Origin of the sequence: Mesorhizobium sp. M1312 (genome assembly GCF_040318115.1) — a bacterium.
Lineage (GTDB): Bacteria > Pseudomonadota > Alphaproteobacteria > Rhizobiales > Rhizobiaceae > Mesorhizobium.
Genome location: NZ_JAMYLQ010000001.1, coordinates 78325 through 96571, shown reverse-complemented (window position 1 = coordinate 96571; position 18247 = coordinate 78325). Strand labels below are relative to the sequence as shown.

19 protein-coding genes and 1 pseudogene are annotated in these 18247 nt (G+C 62.3%); 11 read left to right on the top strand and 9 right to left on the bottom strand.

Features of this window, described 5'->3' with window-relative positions; all coding sequences use genetic code 11:
• Nucleotides 1-4 precede the first annotated feature (4 nt).
• The 5 genes from NKH36_RS00495 to def form a co-directional block, all read right to left on the bottom strand.
• The gene (locus NKH36_RS00495) at nt 5-514 is read right to left on the bottom strand and encodes a GNAT family N-acetyltransferase (RefSeq protein WP_352959593.1); all 510 of its coding nucleotides are present in this window, start codon (nt 512-514) and stop codon (nt 5-7) included.
• Nucleotides 511-1440 (bottom strand): methionyl-tRNA formyltransferase, encoded by a 930-nt coding sequence (fmt, locus tag NKH36_RS00490; protein ID WP_352959834.1) that lies wholly within the window; start codon nt 1438-1440, stop codon nt 511-513. Before fmt ends, NKH36_RS00495 begins: the two co-directional genes overlap by 4 nt.
• 47 nt (nt 1441-1487) lie before the next feature.
• Nucleotides 1488-1913 (bottom strand): type II toxin-antitoxin system VapC family toxin, encoded by a 426-nt coding sequence (locus NKH36_RS00485; RefSeq protein WP_352959591.1) that lies wholly within the window; start codon nt 1911-1913, stop codon nt 1488-1490.
• Nucleotides 1910-2197: a plasmid stabilization protein gene (locus tag NKH36_RS00480; RefSeq protein WP_352959589.1), complete on the bottom strand. Its 288-nt coding sequence runs from the start codon at nt 2195-2197 to the stop codon at nt 1910-1912. Before NKH36_RS00480 ends, NKH36_RS00485 begins: the two co-directional genes overlap by 4 nt.
• A gap of 79 nt (nt 2198-2276) precedes the next feature.
• On the bottom strand, nt 2277-2819 hold the full coding sequence (def, locus tag NKH36_RS00475; protein WP_352959586.1) for a peptide deformylase: 543 nt from the start codon (nt 2817-2819) through the stop codon (nt 2277-2279).
• 105 nt (nt 2820-2924) lie between these two features.
• Here def and NKH36_RS00470 point away from each other — a divergent pair, with 105 nt between their 5' ends.
• Complete coding sequence (locus NKH36_RS00470) at nt 2925-4199, top strand: DNA recombination protein RmuC (RefSeq protein WP_352959584.1); 1275 nt, start codon at nt 2925-2927, stop codon at nt 4197-4199.
• A gap of 4 nt (nt 4200-4203) precedes the next feature.
• On the opposite strand, the gene NKH36_RS00465 is transcribed toward NKH36_RS00470, so the two are convergent.
• A complete protein-coding gene (locus NKH36_RS00465) occupies nt 4204-4608 on the bottom strand; it encodes a GFA family protein (RefSeq protein ID WP_352959582.1) in 405 nt (134 codons plus the stop codon).
• Between the two features lie 523 nt (nt 4609-5131).
• Between NKH36_RS00465 and NKH36_RS00460 the strand changes: the two genes are divergently transcribed.
• On the top strand, nt 5132-6718 hold the full coding sequence (locus tag NKH36_RS00460; protein WP_352959580.1) for an adenylate/guanylate cyclase domain-containing protein: 1587 nt from the start codon (nt 5132-5134) through the stop codon (nt 6716-6718).
• An 86-nt stretch (nt 6719-6804) separates the two neighbouring features.
• Nucleotides 6805-6960 (top strand): annotated as a pseudogene (locus NKH36_RS00455) (transposase); the annotation flags it as partial.
• A 13-nt stretch (nt 6961-6973) separates the two neighbouring features.
• Here NKH36_RS00455 and NKH36_RS00450 read toward each other — a convergent pair.
• A complete protein-coding gene (locus NKH36_RS00450; protein WP_352959578.1) occupies nt 6974-7783 on the bottom strand; it encodes a transglutaminase-like domain-containing protein in 810 nt (269 codons plus the stop codon).
• 207 nt (nt 7784-7990) lie between these two features.
• Here NKH36_RS00450 and NKH36_RS00445 point away from each other — a divergent pair, with 207 nt between their 5' ends.
• Both NKH36_RS00445 and sugE read left to right on the top strand, forming a co-directional pair.
• The gene (locus tag NKH36_RS00445; protein WP_292517199.1) at nt 7991-8116 is read left to right on the top strand and encodes a hypothetical protein; all 126 of its coding nucleotides are present in this window, start codon (nt 7991-7993) and stop codon (nt 8114-8116) included.
• Nucleotides 8117-8305: 189 nt separating this feature from the next.
• Nucleotides 8306-8620 (top strand): quaternary ammonium compound efflux SMR transporter SugE, encoded by a 315-nt coding sequence (gene sugE, locus NKH36_RS00440; RefSeq protein ID WP_352959576.1) that lies wholly within the window; start codon nt 8306-8308, stop codon nt 8618-8620.
• A gap of 190 nt (nt 8621-8810) precedes the next feature.
• On the opposite strand, the gene NKH36_RS00435 is transcribed toward sugE, so the two are convergent.
• Nucleotides 8811-9239, bottom strand: coding sequence for a DUF6481 family protein (locus tag NKH36_RS00435; RefSeq protein WP_352959574.1), 429 nt, complete (start codon nt 9237-9239; stop codon nt 8811-8813).
• Between the two features lie 230 nt (nt 9240-9469).
• Here NKH36_RS00435 and NKH36_RS00430 point away from each other — a divergent pair, with 230 nt between their 5' ends.
• The 3 genes from NKH36_RS00430 to NKH36_RS00420 all read left to right on the top strand — a co-directional run bounded on the left by NKH36_RS00430 (nt 9470) and on the right by NKH36_RS00420 (nt 13003).
• Nucleotides 9470-10531, top strand: coding sequence for an LLM class flavin-dependent oxidoreductase (locus tag NKH36_RS00430; RefSeq protein ID WP_352959833.1), 1062 nt, complete (start codon nt 9470-9472; stop codon nt 10529-10531).
• A 145-nt stretch (nt 10532-10676) separates the two neighbouring features.
• Nucleotides 10677-11846, top strand: coding sequence for an AI-2E family transporter (locus NKH36_RS00425; RefSeq protein ID WP_352959572.1), 1170 nt, complete (start codon nt 10677-10679; stop codon nt 11844-11846).
• Nucleotides 11847-12001: 155 nt separating this feature from the next.
• The gene (locus tag NKH36_RS00420; protein ID WP_352959570.1) at nt 12002-13003 is read left to right on the top strand and encodes an LLM class flavin-dependent oxidoreductase; all 1002 of its coding nucleotides are present in this window, start codon (nt 12002-12004) and stop codon (nt 13001-13003) included.
• An 89-nt stretch (nt 13004-13092) separates the two neighbouring features.
• On the opposite strand, the gene NKH36_RS00415 is transcribed toward NKH36_RS00420, so the two are convergent.
• Nucleotides 13093-14124: a LacI family DNA-binding transcriptional regulator gene (locus NKH36_RS00415; protein WP_352959568.1), complete on the bottom strand. Its 1032-nt coding sequence runs from the start codon at nt 14122-14124 to the stop codon at nt 13093-13095.
• A gap of 219 nt (nt 14125-14343) precedes the next feature.
• Here NKH36_RS00415 and NKH36_RS00410 point away from each other — a divergent pair, with 219 nt between their 5' ends.
• Genes NKH36_RS00410 through NKH36_RS00400 form a run of 3 tightly spaced genes read left to right on the top strand, consistent with a single transcriptional unit; the run spans nt 14344 to nt 18220 of the window.
• Nucleotides 14344-15930, top strand: a complete 1587-nt coding sequence (locus NKH36_RS00410; RefSeq protein WP_352959832.1) for a sugar ABC transporter ATP-binding protein — start codon at nt 14344-14346, stop codon at nt 15928-15930.
• Nucleotides 15927-17255 carry an ABC transporter permease gene (locus tag NKH36_RS00405; protein WP_352959566.1) on the top strand — a complete coding sequence of 443 codons (1329 nt, stop codon included), beginning with the start codon at nt 15927-15929 and terminating at the stop codon, nt 17253-17255. Before NKH36_RS00410 ends, NKH36_RS00405 begins: the two co-directional genes overlap by 4 nt.
• The gene (locus NKH36_RS00400) at nt 17252-18220 is read left to right on the top strand and encodes a substrate-binding domain-containing protein (protein WP_352959564.1); all 969 of its coding nucleotides are present in this window, start codon (nt 17252-17254) and stop codon (nt 18218-18220) included. The genes NKH36_RS00405 and NKH36_RS00400 overlap by 4 nt, the downstream gene beginning before the upstream one ends.
• The last annotated feature ends 27 nt before the right edge of the window (nt 18221-18247 follow it).

The window sequence follows — 18247 nt, the reverse complement described above, 5'->3', positions numbered from 1 at the left end:
GAGGTTATGCGGCGAGCGCGGAGCTAAAAGCCGAAGCGTAGACCAGCTTGCCGGTCTCAGGCGCCTCGCCCCAGGCCTGCGCCTGCAGGGCTTCGCCCTGGTACTCGCTTTCGAATTTTTCGGCGCGCGCATGACTGTAGCCGAAGCGGCCATAGTAGGCGGGATCGCCAAGCACCACAGCCAGCACCTCGCCGGCTTCCTTCAGGCGTATATGCGCCTCGCGGACCAGCGCACCGCCGATGCCGGTGCCATGGAATGACGGCTCGACCGCCAGAGGCGCCAGCGCCACCGCCGGAAAGCTCTTGCCGCCGTTCTGCACGAAAAGCCGCGAAAACAGGATATGGCCGACCACCTGTCCATCTTCTTCCGCCACCAGTTCGACGACGGCATCGCCGCCGCTGACCAGCGCATCGACCAGTCCGGCCTCCGCCTGCTGGCCGAATGCGTGTTCCTCGACGAGGCGGATCGCCTCGCGGTCCCGCGGCGTCGCCGCGCGTATCGACATCATGCTCATGAGAATTTCATTCCTTTTTCGAGCTTGGCCCCGTGCAGGAACTCCTGCGCGGCAATGGGCCTTCCGCCCGCACGTTGAACTTCGACCAGCCTGATTGCGCCTGACCCGCAGGCGACCGTCAGCCGGTCGTCGAGAATTCCTCCCGGCTCGCCGGCGCTTTGCGAAAGCGTCGAGCGAAGCAGTTTCAGCCGTTCCAGGCGGCCGCCGATTTCGATCTCGCACCACGCGCCGGGAAAGGGCGACAGGCCGCGAACATGATTGTGGACTTCGCCGGCAGGCCGCGTCCAGTCCACACGCGTCTCCGCTTTATCGATCTTTTTGGCGTAGGTCACCCCCAACGTCGCCTGGGTGGTAAATGTCAGGGCACCCCGTTCCAGCCGTGCCAGCGCTTCCGCCATCAGCGCGGCGCCAATGAGCATAAACCGATCGTGCAGGTCGCCGGCCGTCATATCGGGTCCGATGGCGCATTTTTCGACCATGGCGACCGGGCCGGTGTCCAGGCCTTCCTCCATCCGCATCACCATCATGCCTGTCTCGGTATCGCCGGCCATGATCGCGCGCTGGATGGGGGCGGCGCCGCGCCAGCGCGGCAACAGCGATGCATGACCATTGAGGCAGCCGAGCGGCGGCGCGTCGAGAATGGGTTTGGGCAACAGCAATCCATAGGCGACGACCACTGCGACATCGGCCCGCAAGGCGCGGAACGCCTGCTGCTCGGCCTCGCTTTTCAGCGACACCGGCGTCTGCACCTCGATGCCCAGCCGCACCGCCTCGCGCTGCACCGGCGACGGCGTCAGTTCCAGCCCACGGCGGCCGGCGGCGCGCGGCGGCTGCGTGTAGACGGCTTCTATCTCATATCCGGCATCTGCGATCGCCCGCAGCGTCGGCACGGAGAATTCAGGCGTACCCATGAAGATGACGCGCAGGGGCATTTTTGTTCCGGGTCCGGCCTTGGTCTGGCCGTTAAGTCGGCTCAGGCACCCGCTTCAAACGGATTTACGAGCTTCAGGTCAAGCCCGTCGAAGTCGCGAACGTTGCGGGTCGCGAGCGTAGCGTCATGCGCCAGGCAGATTGCGGCGATCATCGCGTCAGCGAGGCTGATCGGGCGGCCATGTTGCTCCCGTGCGGCGCGGAGCTTCCCAGCTAGCCTGGGGACCGAGCCGGCAAAATCCACGATGCGGCCGACAAACTGCTGCGAAATCAGGTGGTCGAGCACGCGAACATAACGGTCCGACCCTTTCCTGTTCAAAAATCTTTCCGCGCCGAAAGACTGCTCCATGATGACGGGGCCACACATGTAGAGCTCAAGAAAATCCTGTTTGCGAAACCACGCGGAAACATTCGAATCGGGCGCGTGCTTGCTGGCTTCCGAAACAATGTTGGTATCGAGGACAATCACTTGAAATCCTCGACCGGGCGACCGAAGTCGCGTTTCCGTTCCGCCTCGATTTCGTCCAGGATCTTTGCGAACTCGTCGTCAATCGCGTTTTCAGCGGCGAATGCCGAGCGAATCGCGTCCCACGCTGAAAGACCCGGTTTCGGCTTGGCTGCTCTTTCCGCTACCATGCCTTTGCGCAATAGATCGATCGCTTTGCCCGACAGGCTCTGGCCGCCCTTGTGCGCCGCCTGTTCGATCTCGCGCTTCAAGGGTTCAGGAATATTTCTGATCAGCATATCGCCCATCCGGACCTCCAAGCTTGATATCAATGATATCGGACCAAGGGCCGTTGCTCAACAGCAATTTCAGGCGTTTAAGAATACGCTATCCCACCAACTTGCCCGGCGCCTTATTGCCTGCTTTGTCCCTGGCGAGCTTCTTGAACTTCTTCACCACCATGTCGCGCTTCAGCTTAGAGATGTGGTCGATGAACAGAACGCCGTTGAGATGGTCGATCTCATGCTGCAGGCAGGTCGCCATCAGCCCTTCGGCCTCGATCTCCTGCAGCTTGCCGTCACGATCGAGATATTTCACCCGCACGGCGGCGGGGCGTTCGACCTCGGCATAGTAATCCGGGATCGACAGGCAGCCCTCCTCATAGACCGAGCGCTGATCGGCGCTCTCCAGGATTTCGGGATTGATGAAGACATGCGGCGCCGGCGTCTCGTCTTCCTTGGCGAGGTCGATCACCAGCATGCGCAGCGGTTCGCCGACCTGGATCGCCGCCAGACCGATGCCCGGCGCATCATACATGGTGTCCAGCATGTCCTCGGCCAGTTTGCGCAAAGCGCCGTCGACGCGCTCGACCGGTTTTGAGACCTGGCGCAGGACGGGATCGGGAAGGATGATGAGTGGCTTGATCGACATGGCGTCTCACCTAAGACCTCGCACGAAAAGCGTCAACCGGGGCATTTGCAGCGTCGTTCACGTTTTGATCTGTGCCGTCAGGCCGAATCATCTATGCTGTCGCATATGAACGATCTGACCACCATCCTGTCCGAACCGATCGCCCGGCTCGGCGCCACCACGATCACGCTCGGCCACGCACTTGCATTCGGCGCGATCCTGTTCCTGGGCCTGTTCGTGGCGCTCGTCGTCGCGCTCTGGCGCTCGGCCAAGGCGCGTGCGGTGGCGGCTGCGGAAGCCGCCGACCACGCCCGCGACGCCGAGGCGCGGATGGCCGGCATCTTGGCAAGCCAGGCCGAGATGCAGGGCCGCATGGGCGCCATCGCCGAAGTGTTCGGGGCGCGGCAGGCCGAACTCACACAGTCGATCGGCCAACGTCTCGACGCGATGACCGGCCGTCTCGGCCAGACCATGACCGAGCAGACGAAATCGACGCATGAGAGCCTCGCCAAACTGCAGGAGCGGCTGGCGGTCATCGATACGGCGCAGGGCAACATCCAGTCGCTCGCCGGCCAGGTCGTTCAGCTTCAGGCGATCCTTTCCAACAAGCAGACGCGCGGCGCCTTCGGCCAGTCGCGCATGGAGGCGATCGTCGCCGACGGCCTGCCGCACGGTGCCTACGAATTCCAGGCGACCCTGTCGAATGGCAGCCGGCCCGACTGCCTGGTGAAGATGCCGAACGGCGCGCCCGCACTTGCCATCGACGCCAAGTTTCCGCTGGAAGCCTGGAATGCCATCCGTGCCGCCGAAGGCGCCGATTTGCAGAAGGTCGCCGCACAAGCGTTTCGGCGCGATATCGAGGTGCATGTCCGGGATATTTCCGAAAAATACCTGATCCAGGGCGAGACGCAGGACACCGCCTTCATGTTCGTGCCGTCGGAATCGGTGTTTGCCGAGATCCACGAGAATTTCGAGGGGATTGTTCACAAGGCGCACCGCGCCCGCATCGTCATCGTCTCGCCGTCGCTGCTGATGCTGTCGATCCAGGTCATCCAGGCGATCCTCAAGGACGCCCGCATGCGCGAGCAGGCGCATTTGATCCAGGGCGAAGTCATCCGGCTGATGGAGGATGTCTCGCGCCTCGACGAGCGGGTGCGCAAGCTGCAGAGCCATTTCGGCCAGTCGGCGAAGGATATCGATGACATCCTCGTCTCGACGTCGAAGGTGACCAAGCGCGGCCAGAAGATCGAGGCGCTGGAGTTCGGCGCGCAGCCGACGGAGGGCGACAGCGGATCGCCCGGGACGACACATGGAGCCAGCGCGAAGGTCGAAGCGGGTGGGCGCGTCGCCGACTCCAAGACCGGTCAGCTGCGACTAAGGGTCGTCGAAGGCGACGACTGAGGGGCTATTGCTCCTCGATGATCGTCGTGCCTTCGAACTCCGGCAGCCAGTGCAGCGCCGAGCGGTGCCAGATCTGTTTTCTCGGGATCAGTTGTTCGCGCTGCCGCGCCGTGCCGACCCTGATGCCGTAGACCTTCGGCCCGTCGCCAACCGACGTGGCGTAGAGATGTGAACCGCACTCGCCGCAAAAAGCCTGGGCGCGCCTGGCGCCGCTCGATGCGGTCTTGATATAGATCTTCGGCGTGCCTTTGGTGATCCGGTAGTGGTCCTCCGGCGCCGGCACGGTCACGCGGAAGGCCGTGCCCGTCAGTTGCTGGCAATCGGTGCAGTGGCAGATATTGGTCTTTTCCGGATCGACTTCCGCCTCGTAAGTGATGGCGCCGCAATGGCACCCGCCGTCGATCTTCATCTTCATTCCTCCCAAAATCAGTTCGGCAATGCTCAACCGACGTGCGCCCGTTTGGACACATAGTATGCTGTAATGCTTTGAATCTACACATCAAGCTTTGCGAAATCGACTCCGACTTTTGAGTCGATGCGGCAGCGCGGCAGGCGAACCTTGCAACGGCAGGTAAGAACAGTCCGCAGTTGGCCGGGCGCCGCAGGATACGCTTCGCGGGACACTTTCTTTTCCGACGCGCTCTCCGGCCGCAGAAAGTCTCAACCTTGCCGGAGGTGAACTTCTGACCCCTGAGCCGTTATCGCGGAGCGCATCCGGGCCACAACCGACTTCGCTACATCTCCCTCACTGATTCACTGCCCGTCTAGCGCTAGAAGCGAAATCCGCTGTGAGGGTGGGGCTTAGCGACAACCGCTCAAGGTCGGTCCGTCGTTGCAGGGCTGACGTGTTTCATCGAGCCAAGACTGACGCTAGGTACCGTGCCGGGAATGAGCTATAATTCAGATGCTAATGACTGCCGGGCGCTTGGACAATGGCTGGACTGGGTGAACAGATTGCGCGTCAGCAGCGCACCATGGGACCGCTCCTGATGGCGGCAGTGGTCATCGGCCTTATAGGTCTGCCCGTCGCAGCCTGGCTCGATCTCCGAGACCTATCGGAACGGATGCTGCGCACGCAAGCCAGCGAAATCAGCCGGATCATCGACGAAATGCGCGGATTCTACGGCAGCGAAGTCGTGGGACGCGTGCTGCAAACAGACGACGCCGTGACCGCGACGCACAACTACCGGGACGTGCCAGGCGCGATCCCTATTCCAGCAACCCTCTCGATCGAACTCGGCAAGCGCATCAGCGCTCACGACGGGTCCGTCAAATATCGGTTTGTCTCGGATCTACCTTTCAAAGGTCGCGACCCCCACCAGCTCGATGTATTCGAGCGAAATGCAATCTCTGCTTTGCGCGCTAACCCGAGGGAGCCGATCATCGAAGTCTCGGGTTCGCTGTTTGACCGGCACGTTCGCGCCGCGGCCCCGGTTGTAATGGGACAAGTCTGCGTGACCTGCCATAACTCACACCCGGACAGCCCCAAGACGGACTGGAAGGTAGGGGATGTCCGAGGGATCCAGGAGATATCAGTCAATCAGCCCATCGCTGCGAACGTCCTCGCTTTCAAATATCTGCTGCTATATTTCGGCTTCGCGGCGGCGGCGGGCCTGACGTTCATTCTGCTGCAGCGTCGTCAGTCCGCCTTGGTTCAGGGCATCAATAAGGAGCTTTCCGAGGCAAACGACTTCCTGGCCGCGATTTCATTGAAGATCGCCAAATATCTTTCGCCTCAAATTTACAAAAGCATCTTCAGCGGCCAGAAGGATGTCACCATCGCGACCGAGCGCAAGAAGCTCACGATCTTTTTCTCCGACGTCAAGGATTTCACCGCGATCGTGGAACGGCTCCAGCCCGAGGACCTGACGGTTCTCCTCAACGAGTATTTCACCGAGATGTCGACGATCGCGCTCAAACACGGCGCCACCGTCGACAAGTTCATCGGCGACGCGCTTCTTGTGTTCTTCGGAGACCCCGAGACGCAAGGCATCGAAGAGGACGCGAGAGCCTGCTTGCGCATGGCTGTCGACATGCAGCGCCGGCTGGAGCAGTTGAACAGGGTGTGGCGTGACCGCGGAGTTGAACGGCCCTTCCGAGCTCGCATGGGCATCAACACGGGGTATTGCAATGTTGGGAACTTCGGTTCCGATGATCGGATGGACTACACGATCATCGGAGCCGAAGCGAACTTGGCAGCCCGTCTGCAGTCGATTGCCGAGCCCGGCGGCATCTGCCTCAGCTACGAGACTTACGCGCTCGTCCGCGACCTTGTCCGGGCTCGTCCGTTAGCACCGATTGCCATGAAGGGGATCAGCCGGGAGGTTGTCCCCTACGAAGTCGAGGGCCTTCTGGGTGAACTGGCCCAGCGCCCTCAGGTCATCAGCGAGCACGCGACTGGCCTCGACTTGTTCCTCGATGTTGAGGCAATCGACGAGAACGGGGTCGAGCGGGCGAAGAAACGACTTTCGGAGGCGCTCCTGGCCTTAACCATCCGAAGCAAGCCCGCCGCTTTTTAGGTTCTTGAACGTCGACCGCATTTGAGACTTTGGCAAGCGCCACTACAGTGCAAGCTAATCTAAGTAGGCCGCCTCTAGAAACTGTCCCACTGTCTGGGCACCTCTATGCCCAGCGGCATCTCGTCGAGTGCCGCTTCTCCAAGCTCAAGCAGTTCCGCCGGGTCGCAACCCGCTTCGAGAAAACCGCCCGCAATTACCGCGCCGTTGTCACTCTCGCGGCTATTGTCCTATGGTTGCGGTAACTGTCCACACGGCCTAGTCGACGATCTCTTCCGTCCAGACCTTGAAACCGGCCAGCGTGCCCGGCCCGAAAATATGGGTCAGCGGCACGTCGGCTGCGTCGCGGCCGGAGGCGATCAGGATACGGCCGATGCGCGGCGCATTGTTGCGCGGATCGAAGGCATGCCAGCGGCCGCCGAGATAGACCTCCATCCAGGCGGCGAAGTCCATCTCCGACCACGGTTTCGGCAAGCCGATGTCGCTGATGTAGCCGGTGCAGTAGCGCGTCGGGATGTTCAAGGCGCGGCAGAAGGCGACGGCGAGATGGGCGAAGTCCCGGCAGACGCCGCTTTGCTCTCGGTAGGCCTCGGCTGCCGTGCGCGTGGGCCGCGCATTGCCGTAATTGAAGTTGATGTGGTTGTGGACGAAATCGCAGACCGCCTGCACGCGTGGAATGCCGAGCGGTGTGTGGCCGAACAGCCGCCACGCCTCGCTCGCCAGCACGTCGCTCTCGCAATAGCGGCTGGGCAGCAGGAACAGCAATGTTTCCGACGGCAGATCGCGCACCTCGTGTTGCCAGGCCATCAGATCGCCCACCTCGAAAGTGCCGGGATCGCGGATCACCGCGTCAGTGCCGAAGCTGAAGCGACCCGGCGGGGCGACAAGACGGTTGCACCAATTGCCGAAACTGTCGCGGTAGCTCTCGATCGGCACCGGTGGGTTCGAGGTCAGGAAATCCGGCCGTTCGAGATCTGACGCACGGGAATAGTGAACGTTGAGCATCGCGATCAGCGGCGTTTCCTGCGGAAAATCGAAGCTCATCTCGCAGCCGATATGGATTCGCATTGTTGTCCTGACCGTCCTGCCGGGTCATCACCCGGCGAAGGCACGGGCTGTTGCTGCAGTGCAAAAAAGATCATCGCACGGACCAGCGCGGTTTACGAGCGAATTAGAAACCGGTCGACGGCCGCCGGCTGGCGCCAGATTATGCCTCTTGCGGTCGGGCGTTTCTCTTGGTTCATTTCGCTTTGCCACAATCGGAGGAAACGAATCATGGCTAAAGGTGCGATGAAGGCGGGCAAGGAAGCCCGCAAGCCGAAGAAAGACGCGAAGAAACCCGCCGCTGCCCCGACCCTGAAAGCGCCGCCCGTCAAGGCGATCAAACTCAAGGACAGGTAAGTCTCGGCGTTTCGGCGCAAGGTCATGACCGACGGCATTTCAGGACCAATCGGCATTCAGCGATGGGTCCTGAAATGCCGTCGGCGCTGCTGTTGATTGGGTACCCGAAATTTCTATGTCAATGGAGCGAAGACGACTTCGCGCTTTCCGAAAAGACCGGGACGACCCGCAATCCAATGGAGCGTTCCGATGTCGTGGATTCTTCTCTTCTTCGCTGGCCTGTTCGAGATCGGCTGGGCGATCGGCCTCAAATACACTGATGGCTTTTCGAAGCCGGTGCCGACGGTCCTGACGGTTGTCTCGATGGTCGTCAGTCTCGCCTTGCTCGGACTGGCGCTGAAGACGCTGCCGGTCGGCACGGCCTATGCGGTGTGGACCGGCATCGGCACCGTCGGCACGGCGCTGCTTGGCATCTGGCTGCTCGGCGAGCCTGCGACCGCGATCAGGCTGGGCTGCATCGCACTCATCGTCTGCGGCATCATGGGGCTGAAGCTCGCGGCCTAAAGCGCGTCGCGTCTGAAAGGATTAATGCGATGCGCTTTAAGTTCTTGTTTTTATGCATGTCGTCGTCCCAAAACCGCTGCGCACTTTTGGGCGACATGCATTAGTTTTGCTGCAAGGCCGCAGCACAAACGCCTTCAGGGCCGCTGCAAGGCGGCCCTGAATTTGATTCGTGAATCGCGCTGTAGGAGCGCTAGCGAGCGGAAAAGCCCGGAGGCGTCCTGCCGGTGCGCTGCTTGCGCGCCGCATAGCGCGCGTCGCGCTTGGCCTTGCGCTCGGCCTCGTCGGCAAGCAAACGAGCGATGCGCTCGTTCTCTTCGGCTTCCCGGATCTTCGCTTCCGCCTGCGCCGCTTCTTCCGCAGCGATACGCGCTGCTTCTGCAGCAGCTTCGCGCTCGGCCTTTTCGGCCGCTTCGCGCGCCAGCTTTTCCTGCTTCAGCCTGGCCTTTTCGGCCTCTCGTATCGCACGAGCTTCGAGGATTGCCTTGCGTTCGGCCTGTCGTGCCAGCACCGCTGGATCGTCTGCTGGCGGCTTTGCCTTGAAGCGCTCGAGAAGCGCCTTCTTTGCCTCGTTTGCGGCATTGCGCCGCTCGAAAACGTCTTTTTCCCTATAGATAGCCAAGTCCACTTCCCTGGAGTCAATTTGCGAGGCTTACATACGCGTGAAAACCCAGAGTTCAAGCGCCAAAACGGTATGCCAGCCATGAAATTCTGAGCTGTTGCAGTCGGGAGACGCCTTTTCGGCTGAATTCGGCTGAAACGGACATGCACTGTTCACCATCCGGCCCTCTGGTGGCGCGGCGGGCTGGTCGCTACCTGTAGCGCGAAAAACAAACACCAGGATGACACATGATGGAACTCGGTCTCTATACCTTCGCCGACGTCAGCCCGGAACCGGGTCCCGGTGCCATCGGTGCGCATGAGCGGCTGCGCAATCTGGTCGAGGAGATCGAGTTGGCCGACCAGGTCGGCCTCGACGTGTTTGGGCTGGGCGAGCATCACCGCCCCGATTATGCCGCTTCAGCGCCGGTCGTAGCCCTGGCCGCGGCGGCCGAACGCACCAGGCGCATAAAGCTGACCAGCGCGGTCACCGTGCTATCCTCCGACGATCCGGTTCGCGTCTTCCAGCAGTTTGCGACACTCGACCTTCTATCCGGCGGCCGGGCTGAGATCATGGCTGGGCGCGGTTCGTTCATCGAATCCTTTCCTCTGTTCGGCTACAATCTCGAAGACTATGACGAGCTCTTTTCCGAAAAGCTCGACCTGCTGCTTGCCATCCGCGATCATGTCAAGGTGACCTGGTCGGGCAGGCTGCGCGCTCCGATCAACGATCGCGGCGTCTATCCCCGCCCGTTCCAGGACAGATTGCCGATCTGGATCGCGATCGGCGGCACGCCGCAATCCGCCGCGCGGGCCGGTGCGCTCGGCCTGCCGCTGGCGCTGGCCATCATCGGCGGCGAGCCGGCGCGGTTCGCGCCGCTGTTCGAGATCTACAGGGAGGCGGCCAAACGGGCGGGCAATGATCCGGCTGATCTCGCCACCAGCCTCAACGTGCACGGCTTCATCGCCGAGACCACCGGCCAGGCGGCCGACGATTTTTATGGGCCGCAGGCCGAGGTGATGAACCGCATCGGTCGCGAGCGCGGCTGGGGTCCGACGTCACGAGCGCATTTCGACCAGTCGCGCGGCCCGAACGGCGCTCTGTTCGTCGGCAATCCCGAACAGGTGGCCGAAAAGATCATTGCCCAGCACAGGATATTCGGCAACGACCGCTTCCTGCTGCAAATGGCGATCGGCACCATGGCGCACGCCAAGATCTTGAAGGCGATCGAACTCCACGGCACCAAGGTCGCGCCGATCGTGCGCAAGGAAACGGCGAAGGCCATCCCTGCCGTGGCAGCGCCGGCCGCCTGATTCACCGGCCAGGACGTAGAGTCAAAGTGTTAGAGCATGCTTTGTGCGTCCAAGTGGACGCACGTCGCTCTAACGGAACTTTGAAGCCGCAAAGGCGTTTCCGCCCACGGTCTACGCCAATCGCGGTGTGCCGCCGAGGGCCAGAATGAAAGCCGAACCAGCCGCTTCGGGCGCAGGCGATGCCGATAGGCCGGATCCGCGCGTCGAGGCGCGCGCGGATACCCATCTGATCCGTTCGCTGCTCGTTGGCATCTTCATCCTTATGGCAATCTACGCGCTCTACTTCGCCCGTGCCTTCTTTATGCCGGTCATTCTGGCTTTCCTGCTGGCACTGACGCTGACGCCGATTGTCCGCTTCCTGCGCAAGCATGGCATGCCCGATGCTATGTCGGCGACATTGCTGGTGCTGCTGTCGTTCTGCGTCATCGCCGTCGCAGGGTATTTGCTCAGCGGCCCGGTCATCGACCTCATCAATAACACCTCGTCGATCGGCCAGCAGCTTGCAGAACGTCTGGCGCAACTGCGGCGTCCGTTCGAAAGGATCGTGGAGATTTCGCGTCAGATAGAGGGACTGACTCAGACCTCCCAGGAGCCCGGCGTTCAGAGGGTGGCCATGGCGCCATCGGGCCTTCTCTCACAGGCCGCCGGCAATGTGCTGTCGGCTGGCACCAGCATCACCATTGTCTTCGTCCTGTCGCTGTTCCTGCTCGCCTCAGGCACGATGTTCTATGAGAAGATTGTCCAGTCCTTCCCCAGTCTCAGCGAAAAAAAGCGGGCGCTGCGCGTCGTCTACGACGTCGAACGTGAAATCTCGCACTATCTCCTTACTATCACGGTCATCAACACCTGCCTGGGCGTGGTTATCGGACTCGGCCTGTGGGCACTCGGCCTGCCCAACGCGCAGGTCTGGGGCGCGGCAGCAGCTCTGCTCAATTTCCTGCCCTATATCGGTGCGCTGATTACGATCACGCTGGTTGCCGTCATCGCGCTGATCAGCTTCGAGACGATCTCCTATGCGCTGCTGGCGCCAGCATTCGTCATTTTGTGCGACATTATCGAAGGCCAGTTTGTGACGCCGACGGTGGTTGGCCGCCGCCTCGAGATCAACGCCGTGGCAATCCTCATCGCCATTGCCTTCTGGTCCTGGCTGTGGGGTTTCGTCGGGGCGCTGATGGCGGTGCCGCTGCTGGTCGTCATCAAGGTGTTCTGCGATCATTTCGACGGCCTCAGCCATGTCGGCAATTTCCTGGCGGCGCAGCATACGGCGATTGAGGACGAGCAGATTTCAGAGACCGAGAAGGCGGCGGGCGTATGATCCGATAAGTGGCATAAGTTCCGGAGGGGTCCCTCGGACTCAAAATGCCAGAGCGTCCTTTTCGCCAGCTTGGACGCGCGGCGTCTGTTCAATTTTTTGAATTTGCGGCCGTGGCGGTCGCTTCCTACATCCATCCGTCCACAGGATCCCCGCCCATGACCGCTCTTTCCGTTCTCGACCTGTCGCCGATCGTCGAAGGCAGCAACGCTTCGCAATCACTCGCCAATTCACTCGATCTCGCCCGCCATGCCGAGCGGCTGGGATACAGGCGCTATTGGCTGGCCGAGCATCACAACATGCCGGGCATCGCCAGCGCCGCCACCTCCGTCGTCATTGCCCACGTCGCAGGCGGTACCAGGACGATACGCGTCGGCGCCGGCGGCATCATGCTGCCCAACCATTCGCCACTGGTCATCGCCGAGCAGTTCGGCACGCTTAACGCATTGCATCCCGGCCGCATTGACCTCGGCCTCGGCCGGGCGCCGGGCACCGACATGGGCACGGCGCGCGCGCTGCGCCGCAATCTCGAGGCCGGCGCCGATAGTTTCCCGCAGGATGTCGTCGAGCTGATGGGCTATTTCCAGGCGGCCAAAGACGGTCAGCGTATCCGCGCTGTGCCCGGCGAGGGCGAGCAGGTGCCGATCTGGATCCTGGGCTCGAGCCTCTATGGCGCGCAGCTGGCCGCCATGCTCGGTCTGCCCTACGCCTTCGCCTCGCATTTCGCACCGGCCGAACTCGACCACGCACTGGAGATCTATCGCGCGCGCTTCCAGCCGTCGAAGCAGCTCGACAAGCCTTATGTCATGCTCGGCCTCAACGTGTTCGCGGCGCCCTCCGACGCCGAGGCGCGGCTGCTGTTCACCTCGCTGCAGCAGGCCTTCGTCAATCTGCGCACCGGCCGGCCCGGCCGATTGCCGCCGCCGGTCGAGGGATATGAGCGCGATCTCGACCCGATGGCCAAAACCATGCTTGGCCAGGCGCTGTCCTGCGCCGTCGTTGGCGCCCCGGAAACGGTCAGGCAAGGCATCGAGGCGTTCGTGCAGCGCACCGGCGCCGACGAGCTGATGGTCACCGCGCAGATTTTCGACCACGCAGCGCGGGTGCGATCCTTCGAGATCCTGGCCGAAGCTCACAACTCGCTGTGGGAAGCGGCCTGATCGTCTTTCTTATTGATGCATGCCCCTATCCCAAAACCGCTGCACACCCTCGGGTCAGGCCCCGAGGGCATGCTTTTGGGCGACATGCATCAGGCGCTGACGCTTTGCGCGATCGCCGCCAAGGGCGCGCCCAGTGGCCGGCATGAATTGCGGATCATCAGCCGTCCCTTGAGCGTCAGCTTGCGCGGCGGCGCGTCCCTGTTTCCGGCGAGCCGGTCGAGCAGCAGATTGGCCGCCTGTTCGCCGATCGCCTTGACCGGTTGTGCGACCGTGGTCAGTTGCGGCTGGAACACGTCCGACCAGGGAAAGTCATCGAAGCAGGCAACCGAAATATCGTCGGGGCAGGACAGCCCGATGTCGCGGATCGCCTTCATGGTGCCGATCACCATCGGGTTGTTGGCCGAGAAGATGGCGCTCGGGCGGTCATGCAGCGAAAGCAGCTGCATCGTCGCGGCGTAGCCGTCGACTTCATGGAAATTGCCGAAGCGGACAAGCTCGCTCTCGATCGGCAGGCCGGCAGCCTGGAGCGCCTCGCGATACCCTGTCATGCGGTCATGCATGGGCGAGATGTCGAACGATCCGGAGATGTAGCCGATCCGCCGGTGGCCGAGATCGATCAGATAGGTGATGGCGTCGAACACCGCGCGCTGGTTGTCGAGAACGACGGTGTCGGTATCGACGCCTTCGCAAACGCGGTCGAGCAGCACCACCGGCACGTTGGCGTCATCGACAATTCTCTTCAGGATCGCGCCGTCGCCAACGCGCGCAACGATCAGTCCGTCGACCATCCGGTCGAGCAGCAGCCTGATCTGGTCGTCCTGCGTGTTCAGATCCTCGTCCGTGCAGCACAGCATGACCGCGTAGCCGGCGCGGTCGAATGCCTGCTGGATGACCGAAACGACATCGGTGAAGAACGGATTGGTGATGTGGGGAACGGTAAGCCCGATGGTGCGGGTGGTGCCCATCTTCAGGCTGCGGGCGATCGCGTTGCGCTTGTAGCCGATGTCGCGGATCGCCTGTTCGATGCGCTGGCTGAGCTCGGGACTGACGGTCGCGGTGCCGTTGATCAGCGCCGAGACGGTGGCGACCGAAACACGCGCCACCTCAGCCACGTGCAGCATGGTTGGGGCCGTGGACTTTCGCTGCTTTTTCCGCCCTGACGCCATCATTTTCGAAACGTTTCACCGCCCTCTGGCTGCAATACCTACGGAATCTCGCAGAATTGCGCAAGAATTGAAATGCATCAATCCGGCGTCATCAGATACCGGCTTGACATGATCGAAACGTTTAGATTAGCGTTTCAGGCATTCGACGACGACGGAAGGGAGGCCGTTCTTGTCATGGAGCCTGGCAATTCCAGCACGTTCGGAGATGTTGCGGCTACCGCCGGCCCGGCTGTCGTTCTGAGCGCCGAGCACATCTCCAAGACGTTTGGCGGCATCGCCGCACTTGTCGATGTCGGCTTCGACCTGCGGCGCGGCGAGGTCCATGCGCTGATGGGGGAAAACGGCGCCGGCAAGTCGACGCTGATGAAGATCCTCTCCGGCATCTATACGGACTACGACGGAACGGTAAACGTCGATGCCAATCCGATCCGTTTCGCCGGCGTACGTGACGCCGAGCACGCCGGCATCGCCATCATCCACCAGGAGCTCAATCTCGTCCCCGAACTCAGCGTTGCCGATAACATCTTCCTGGGGCGCGAGAAGCTGATCGCCGGACTTATCGTCGACCGCAAGGCAAGCAGCCATGCCGCCGGTGCGCTGCTGCAGAGGCTCGGCATCGAGCTCAACCCGGAAGCGCGGGTCGGCAGCCTGCGCGTCGGCGAGCAGCAGCTGGTCGAGATCGCCAAGGCACTGTCGATGTCGGCGCGCATCCTGATCATGGACGAGCCGACTTCGGCGCTTTCGCCGGCCGAATGCCAAAGGCTGTTCCGGATCATCCGTCAGCTTGCCGACAGCGGCGTGGCGATCGTCTACATCTCGCACCGCATCGACGAGGTCATGCAGCTGGCCAGCCGGGTCACCGTGTTTCGCGATGGACGCCACGTGCTCACCGAGGCGATGGCAAAGCTCGACGAAAACACCATCATTTCGGCGATGGTCGGGCGAAATCTGCTTGCCTCCTCTCAGGAAGAGCGTGGCCCTAGCGGCAAGATCGTTCTCTCCGTAAGCGGCCTATCGCTGTCGAAACCCGACCGCCACGGCTGGCGCACCGCGCTCGACGGCGTCGGCTTCGATCTTGCCGCCGGGGAAATTCTGGGGATAGGCGGGCTTCTGGGCTCGGGACGCACCGAAATCCTGGAGACCATCTTCGGTTCCAGCGGTGGACGTGCCGGCGGCGAAATCCGGCTCGACGGCGAGCCGGTGGAGATCCGTTCGCCGCGCGACGCCCGCCGGCTCGGCATCGCTCTGGTGACCGAGGACCGCAAGACGCAAGGCCTGCATCTTCAGGCCTCGATCACCAACAATGTCGCACTGCCGCTGGTCGGCGCGCTGGCGCGGTTCGGCCTTCGCTCGCGGGCCGCCGAGCAAGGCCTGGCGCGGCACGCGGTCAAGGCGCTCGGCATTCGCTGCGGGACTATCGAGCAGCCGGCCGGCACACTGTCCGGCGGGAACCAGCAGAAGGTCGTCATCGGCAAATGGCTGGCGACGCGGCCGCGGGTGCTGTTGCTGGACGAGCCGACACGCGGCATCGATGTCGGCGCCAAGCGGGAAATCTACGATCTCATCTTCAAGCTGGCGCGAGACGGCCTCGCCATCGCCGTCATCAGCTCGGAATTGCCGGAGCTGCTGCATCTTTCCGATCGCATCCTGGTCATGGCCGATGGTCGCCAGACGGGGACCCTCTCGCGCGCGCAAGCAAGCGAGGAGGCCATTATGCGGCTCGCGGCGCCGCGCCGGACCATAACGAGACCCGCAGCATGAGCATCTTGAACATCCTGTCGCGGACGAAGCTCTATTGGGGCCTGATCGCCATCTTCCTGATCGGCGTGCTGGGCTCGCCGATCAGCTCCAAGGGCAACAACATCTTCCTGTCCTACGGCAATCTGCTCGATGTGCTGCGCCAGGTGTCGACCACCGGCCTGATCGCCACCGGTATGACGGCGGTGATCATCACCGGCGGCATCGATCTTTCCGTCGGCTCGCTGATGGCGATCTGCACCGTGGTCTGCGCCATGCTGCTGACGGTTCCGGGCGTCACGCCGGCGGTGGTGCTGGGGGTGCCGACAGTTGCCGTAGTCGCCCTTTGCCTCGGCATTCTGGTCACCCGCTTCGTCTTCCTGAACATCGAAAAATCCCGCGCCGGTCCGCAGGCCACCCACGCCATCAGGCTGGATAGCGTTCGTGGACTGGTCACGCCCGGCATCGTCGGGGTGATCCTGTGCAGTCTCGTGCTGTGGTTCCTGCTGCCGCAGGTTGGCTCAAAGTTCGGCGTGGTTGGCGTGTTGCTGGTGGCGCCCTGCGTCGGCCTGCTGTTCGGGGCACTCAACGGCTTCATCATCGTTGCCGGGCGGCTGCAGCCTTTCATCGTCACGCTGGCGATGATGGTGACGGCGCTCGGCATCGCCCGGCTGACCGCCGGCCAAAACAATGCGGTGCTGCCGGTCTACACCGGGTCGAACGCCACCGCCGATTTCGAAATGCTGCGCTCGCTGGTCTTCGGCGTGATCCCAATGCCGGGCCTGTTCTTCCTCGGAGCGATCCTGATCTACGGCGCGGTGCTGCGCTTCACCCCGTTCGGCCGCTACGTCTATGCAATCGGCGGCAATGAAGAGGCGGCACGGCTGTCCGGCATCGCCGCCGGCCGCGTCAAGATCGCCACGTACGCCATGTCCGGGCTGCTGGCCGGTGTGGCGGCGGTGCTCTATGTCGCGCAATACAGGCAAGGCAAGCCGGATGCCGGCGCCGGGCTGGAGCTCGATGCCATCGCCGCCGTGGTCATTGGCGGCACCAGCCTGATGGGCGGACGTGGCAGCCTCATCGGCACATTCTGCGGCGTGCTGATCTTCGGACTGCTCTCGAATATCCTGCAATTGCACAACATCAATTCAAACCTTCAGCTCGTGCTGAAGGGGATGATCATCATCGGCACCGTGCTCGTCCAGGAGCGCAATGCCGTTGATCTTCTCTTCTATCTGCGCCTGGCATTTGCGCCTCTCTGGGGCGGGCAGGCGCACAAGGAAACGACCGCAGCAAAGCGGCCGTCAAAAGAGACCCCGTCTCTAAATCTTGGAGGAAACAAGAAATGAAACGACGTGAATTGCTGAAGCTCGCCGCTGTCACCGCGGCACTGCTGACCACGACCGCGCTTTTGGCCAGCGGCAACGCCTACGCGCAGGACAAGAAGTGGAAGATCGGCTTCTCGCAGGTGACGACCATCGAGCCCTGGCGCGCCCAGTTCAACAAGGACATCCTGGCTGAGGCCGCCAAGCATCCGGAAATCGAGCTGATCGTCACCGACGGCGAGGACAAGACGGAAAAGCAGGTCGCCGATGTCGAAAACCTGATCCGTCAGGAAGTCGATGCGCTGCTGGTGTCACCGAAGGAATCCGCCGGCTTGACCGGCGTCGTGCAGCAGGCGATCGACGCCAAGATCCCGGTCTTCGTGCTCGACCGCAATGTCGAAACCAAGGACTACACGCAGTTCGTCGGCGGCGACAACAAGCTGATCGGCCGGGCTGCCGGTGAATATGCCGTCGAGCTGCTCGGCGGCAAAGGCAAAGCCGCCGGCAATGTCGTCGAGATCTGGGGCGGCATGGGCACCCAGCCGGCACATGACCGCCATGACGGCTTCCATGAATTCACCGACAAGGAGCCGGGCATAAAATATTTGCTCGACCAGCAGTCGGGCGACTGGAAGCAGGACCAGGCCTACAACATCATGGCCACGGCACTGCGAAACAACGAGAAGATCGACCTCGTCTATGGTCACAACGACCCGATGGCCTACGGCGCCTACCTCGCCGCCAAGGATGTCGGGCGCGAAAAGGACATCAAGTTCATCGGCATCGACGGCCTGCCCAATGAAGGCGTAACGCTGGTCAACAATGGCGAGCTGACGGCGACGTTCACCTATGTGACGCCGGGCGCCGAAGGGCTGCGGCAGGCGATCAAGTTCCTGAATGGCGAGAAGGTCGAAAAGACCATCACGCTGCCGACGGAGAAGATCACCAAGGAAAATGCCGCCCAAATCCTGAAGGACAACGGGCTCTGAGACGAAGTCGTCGATGACGGCGTCCCT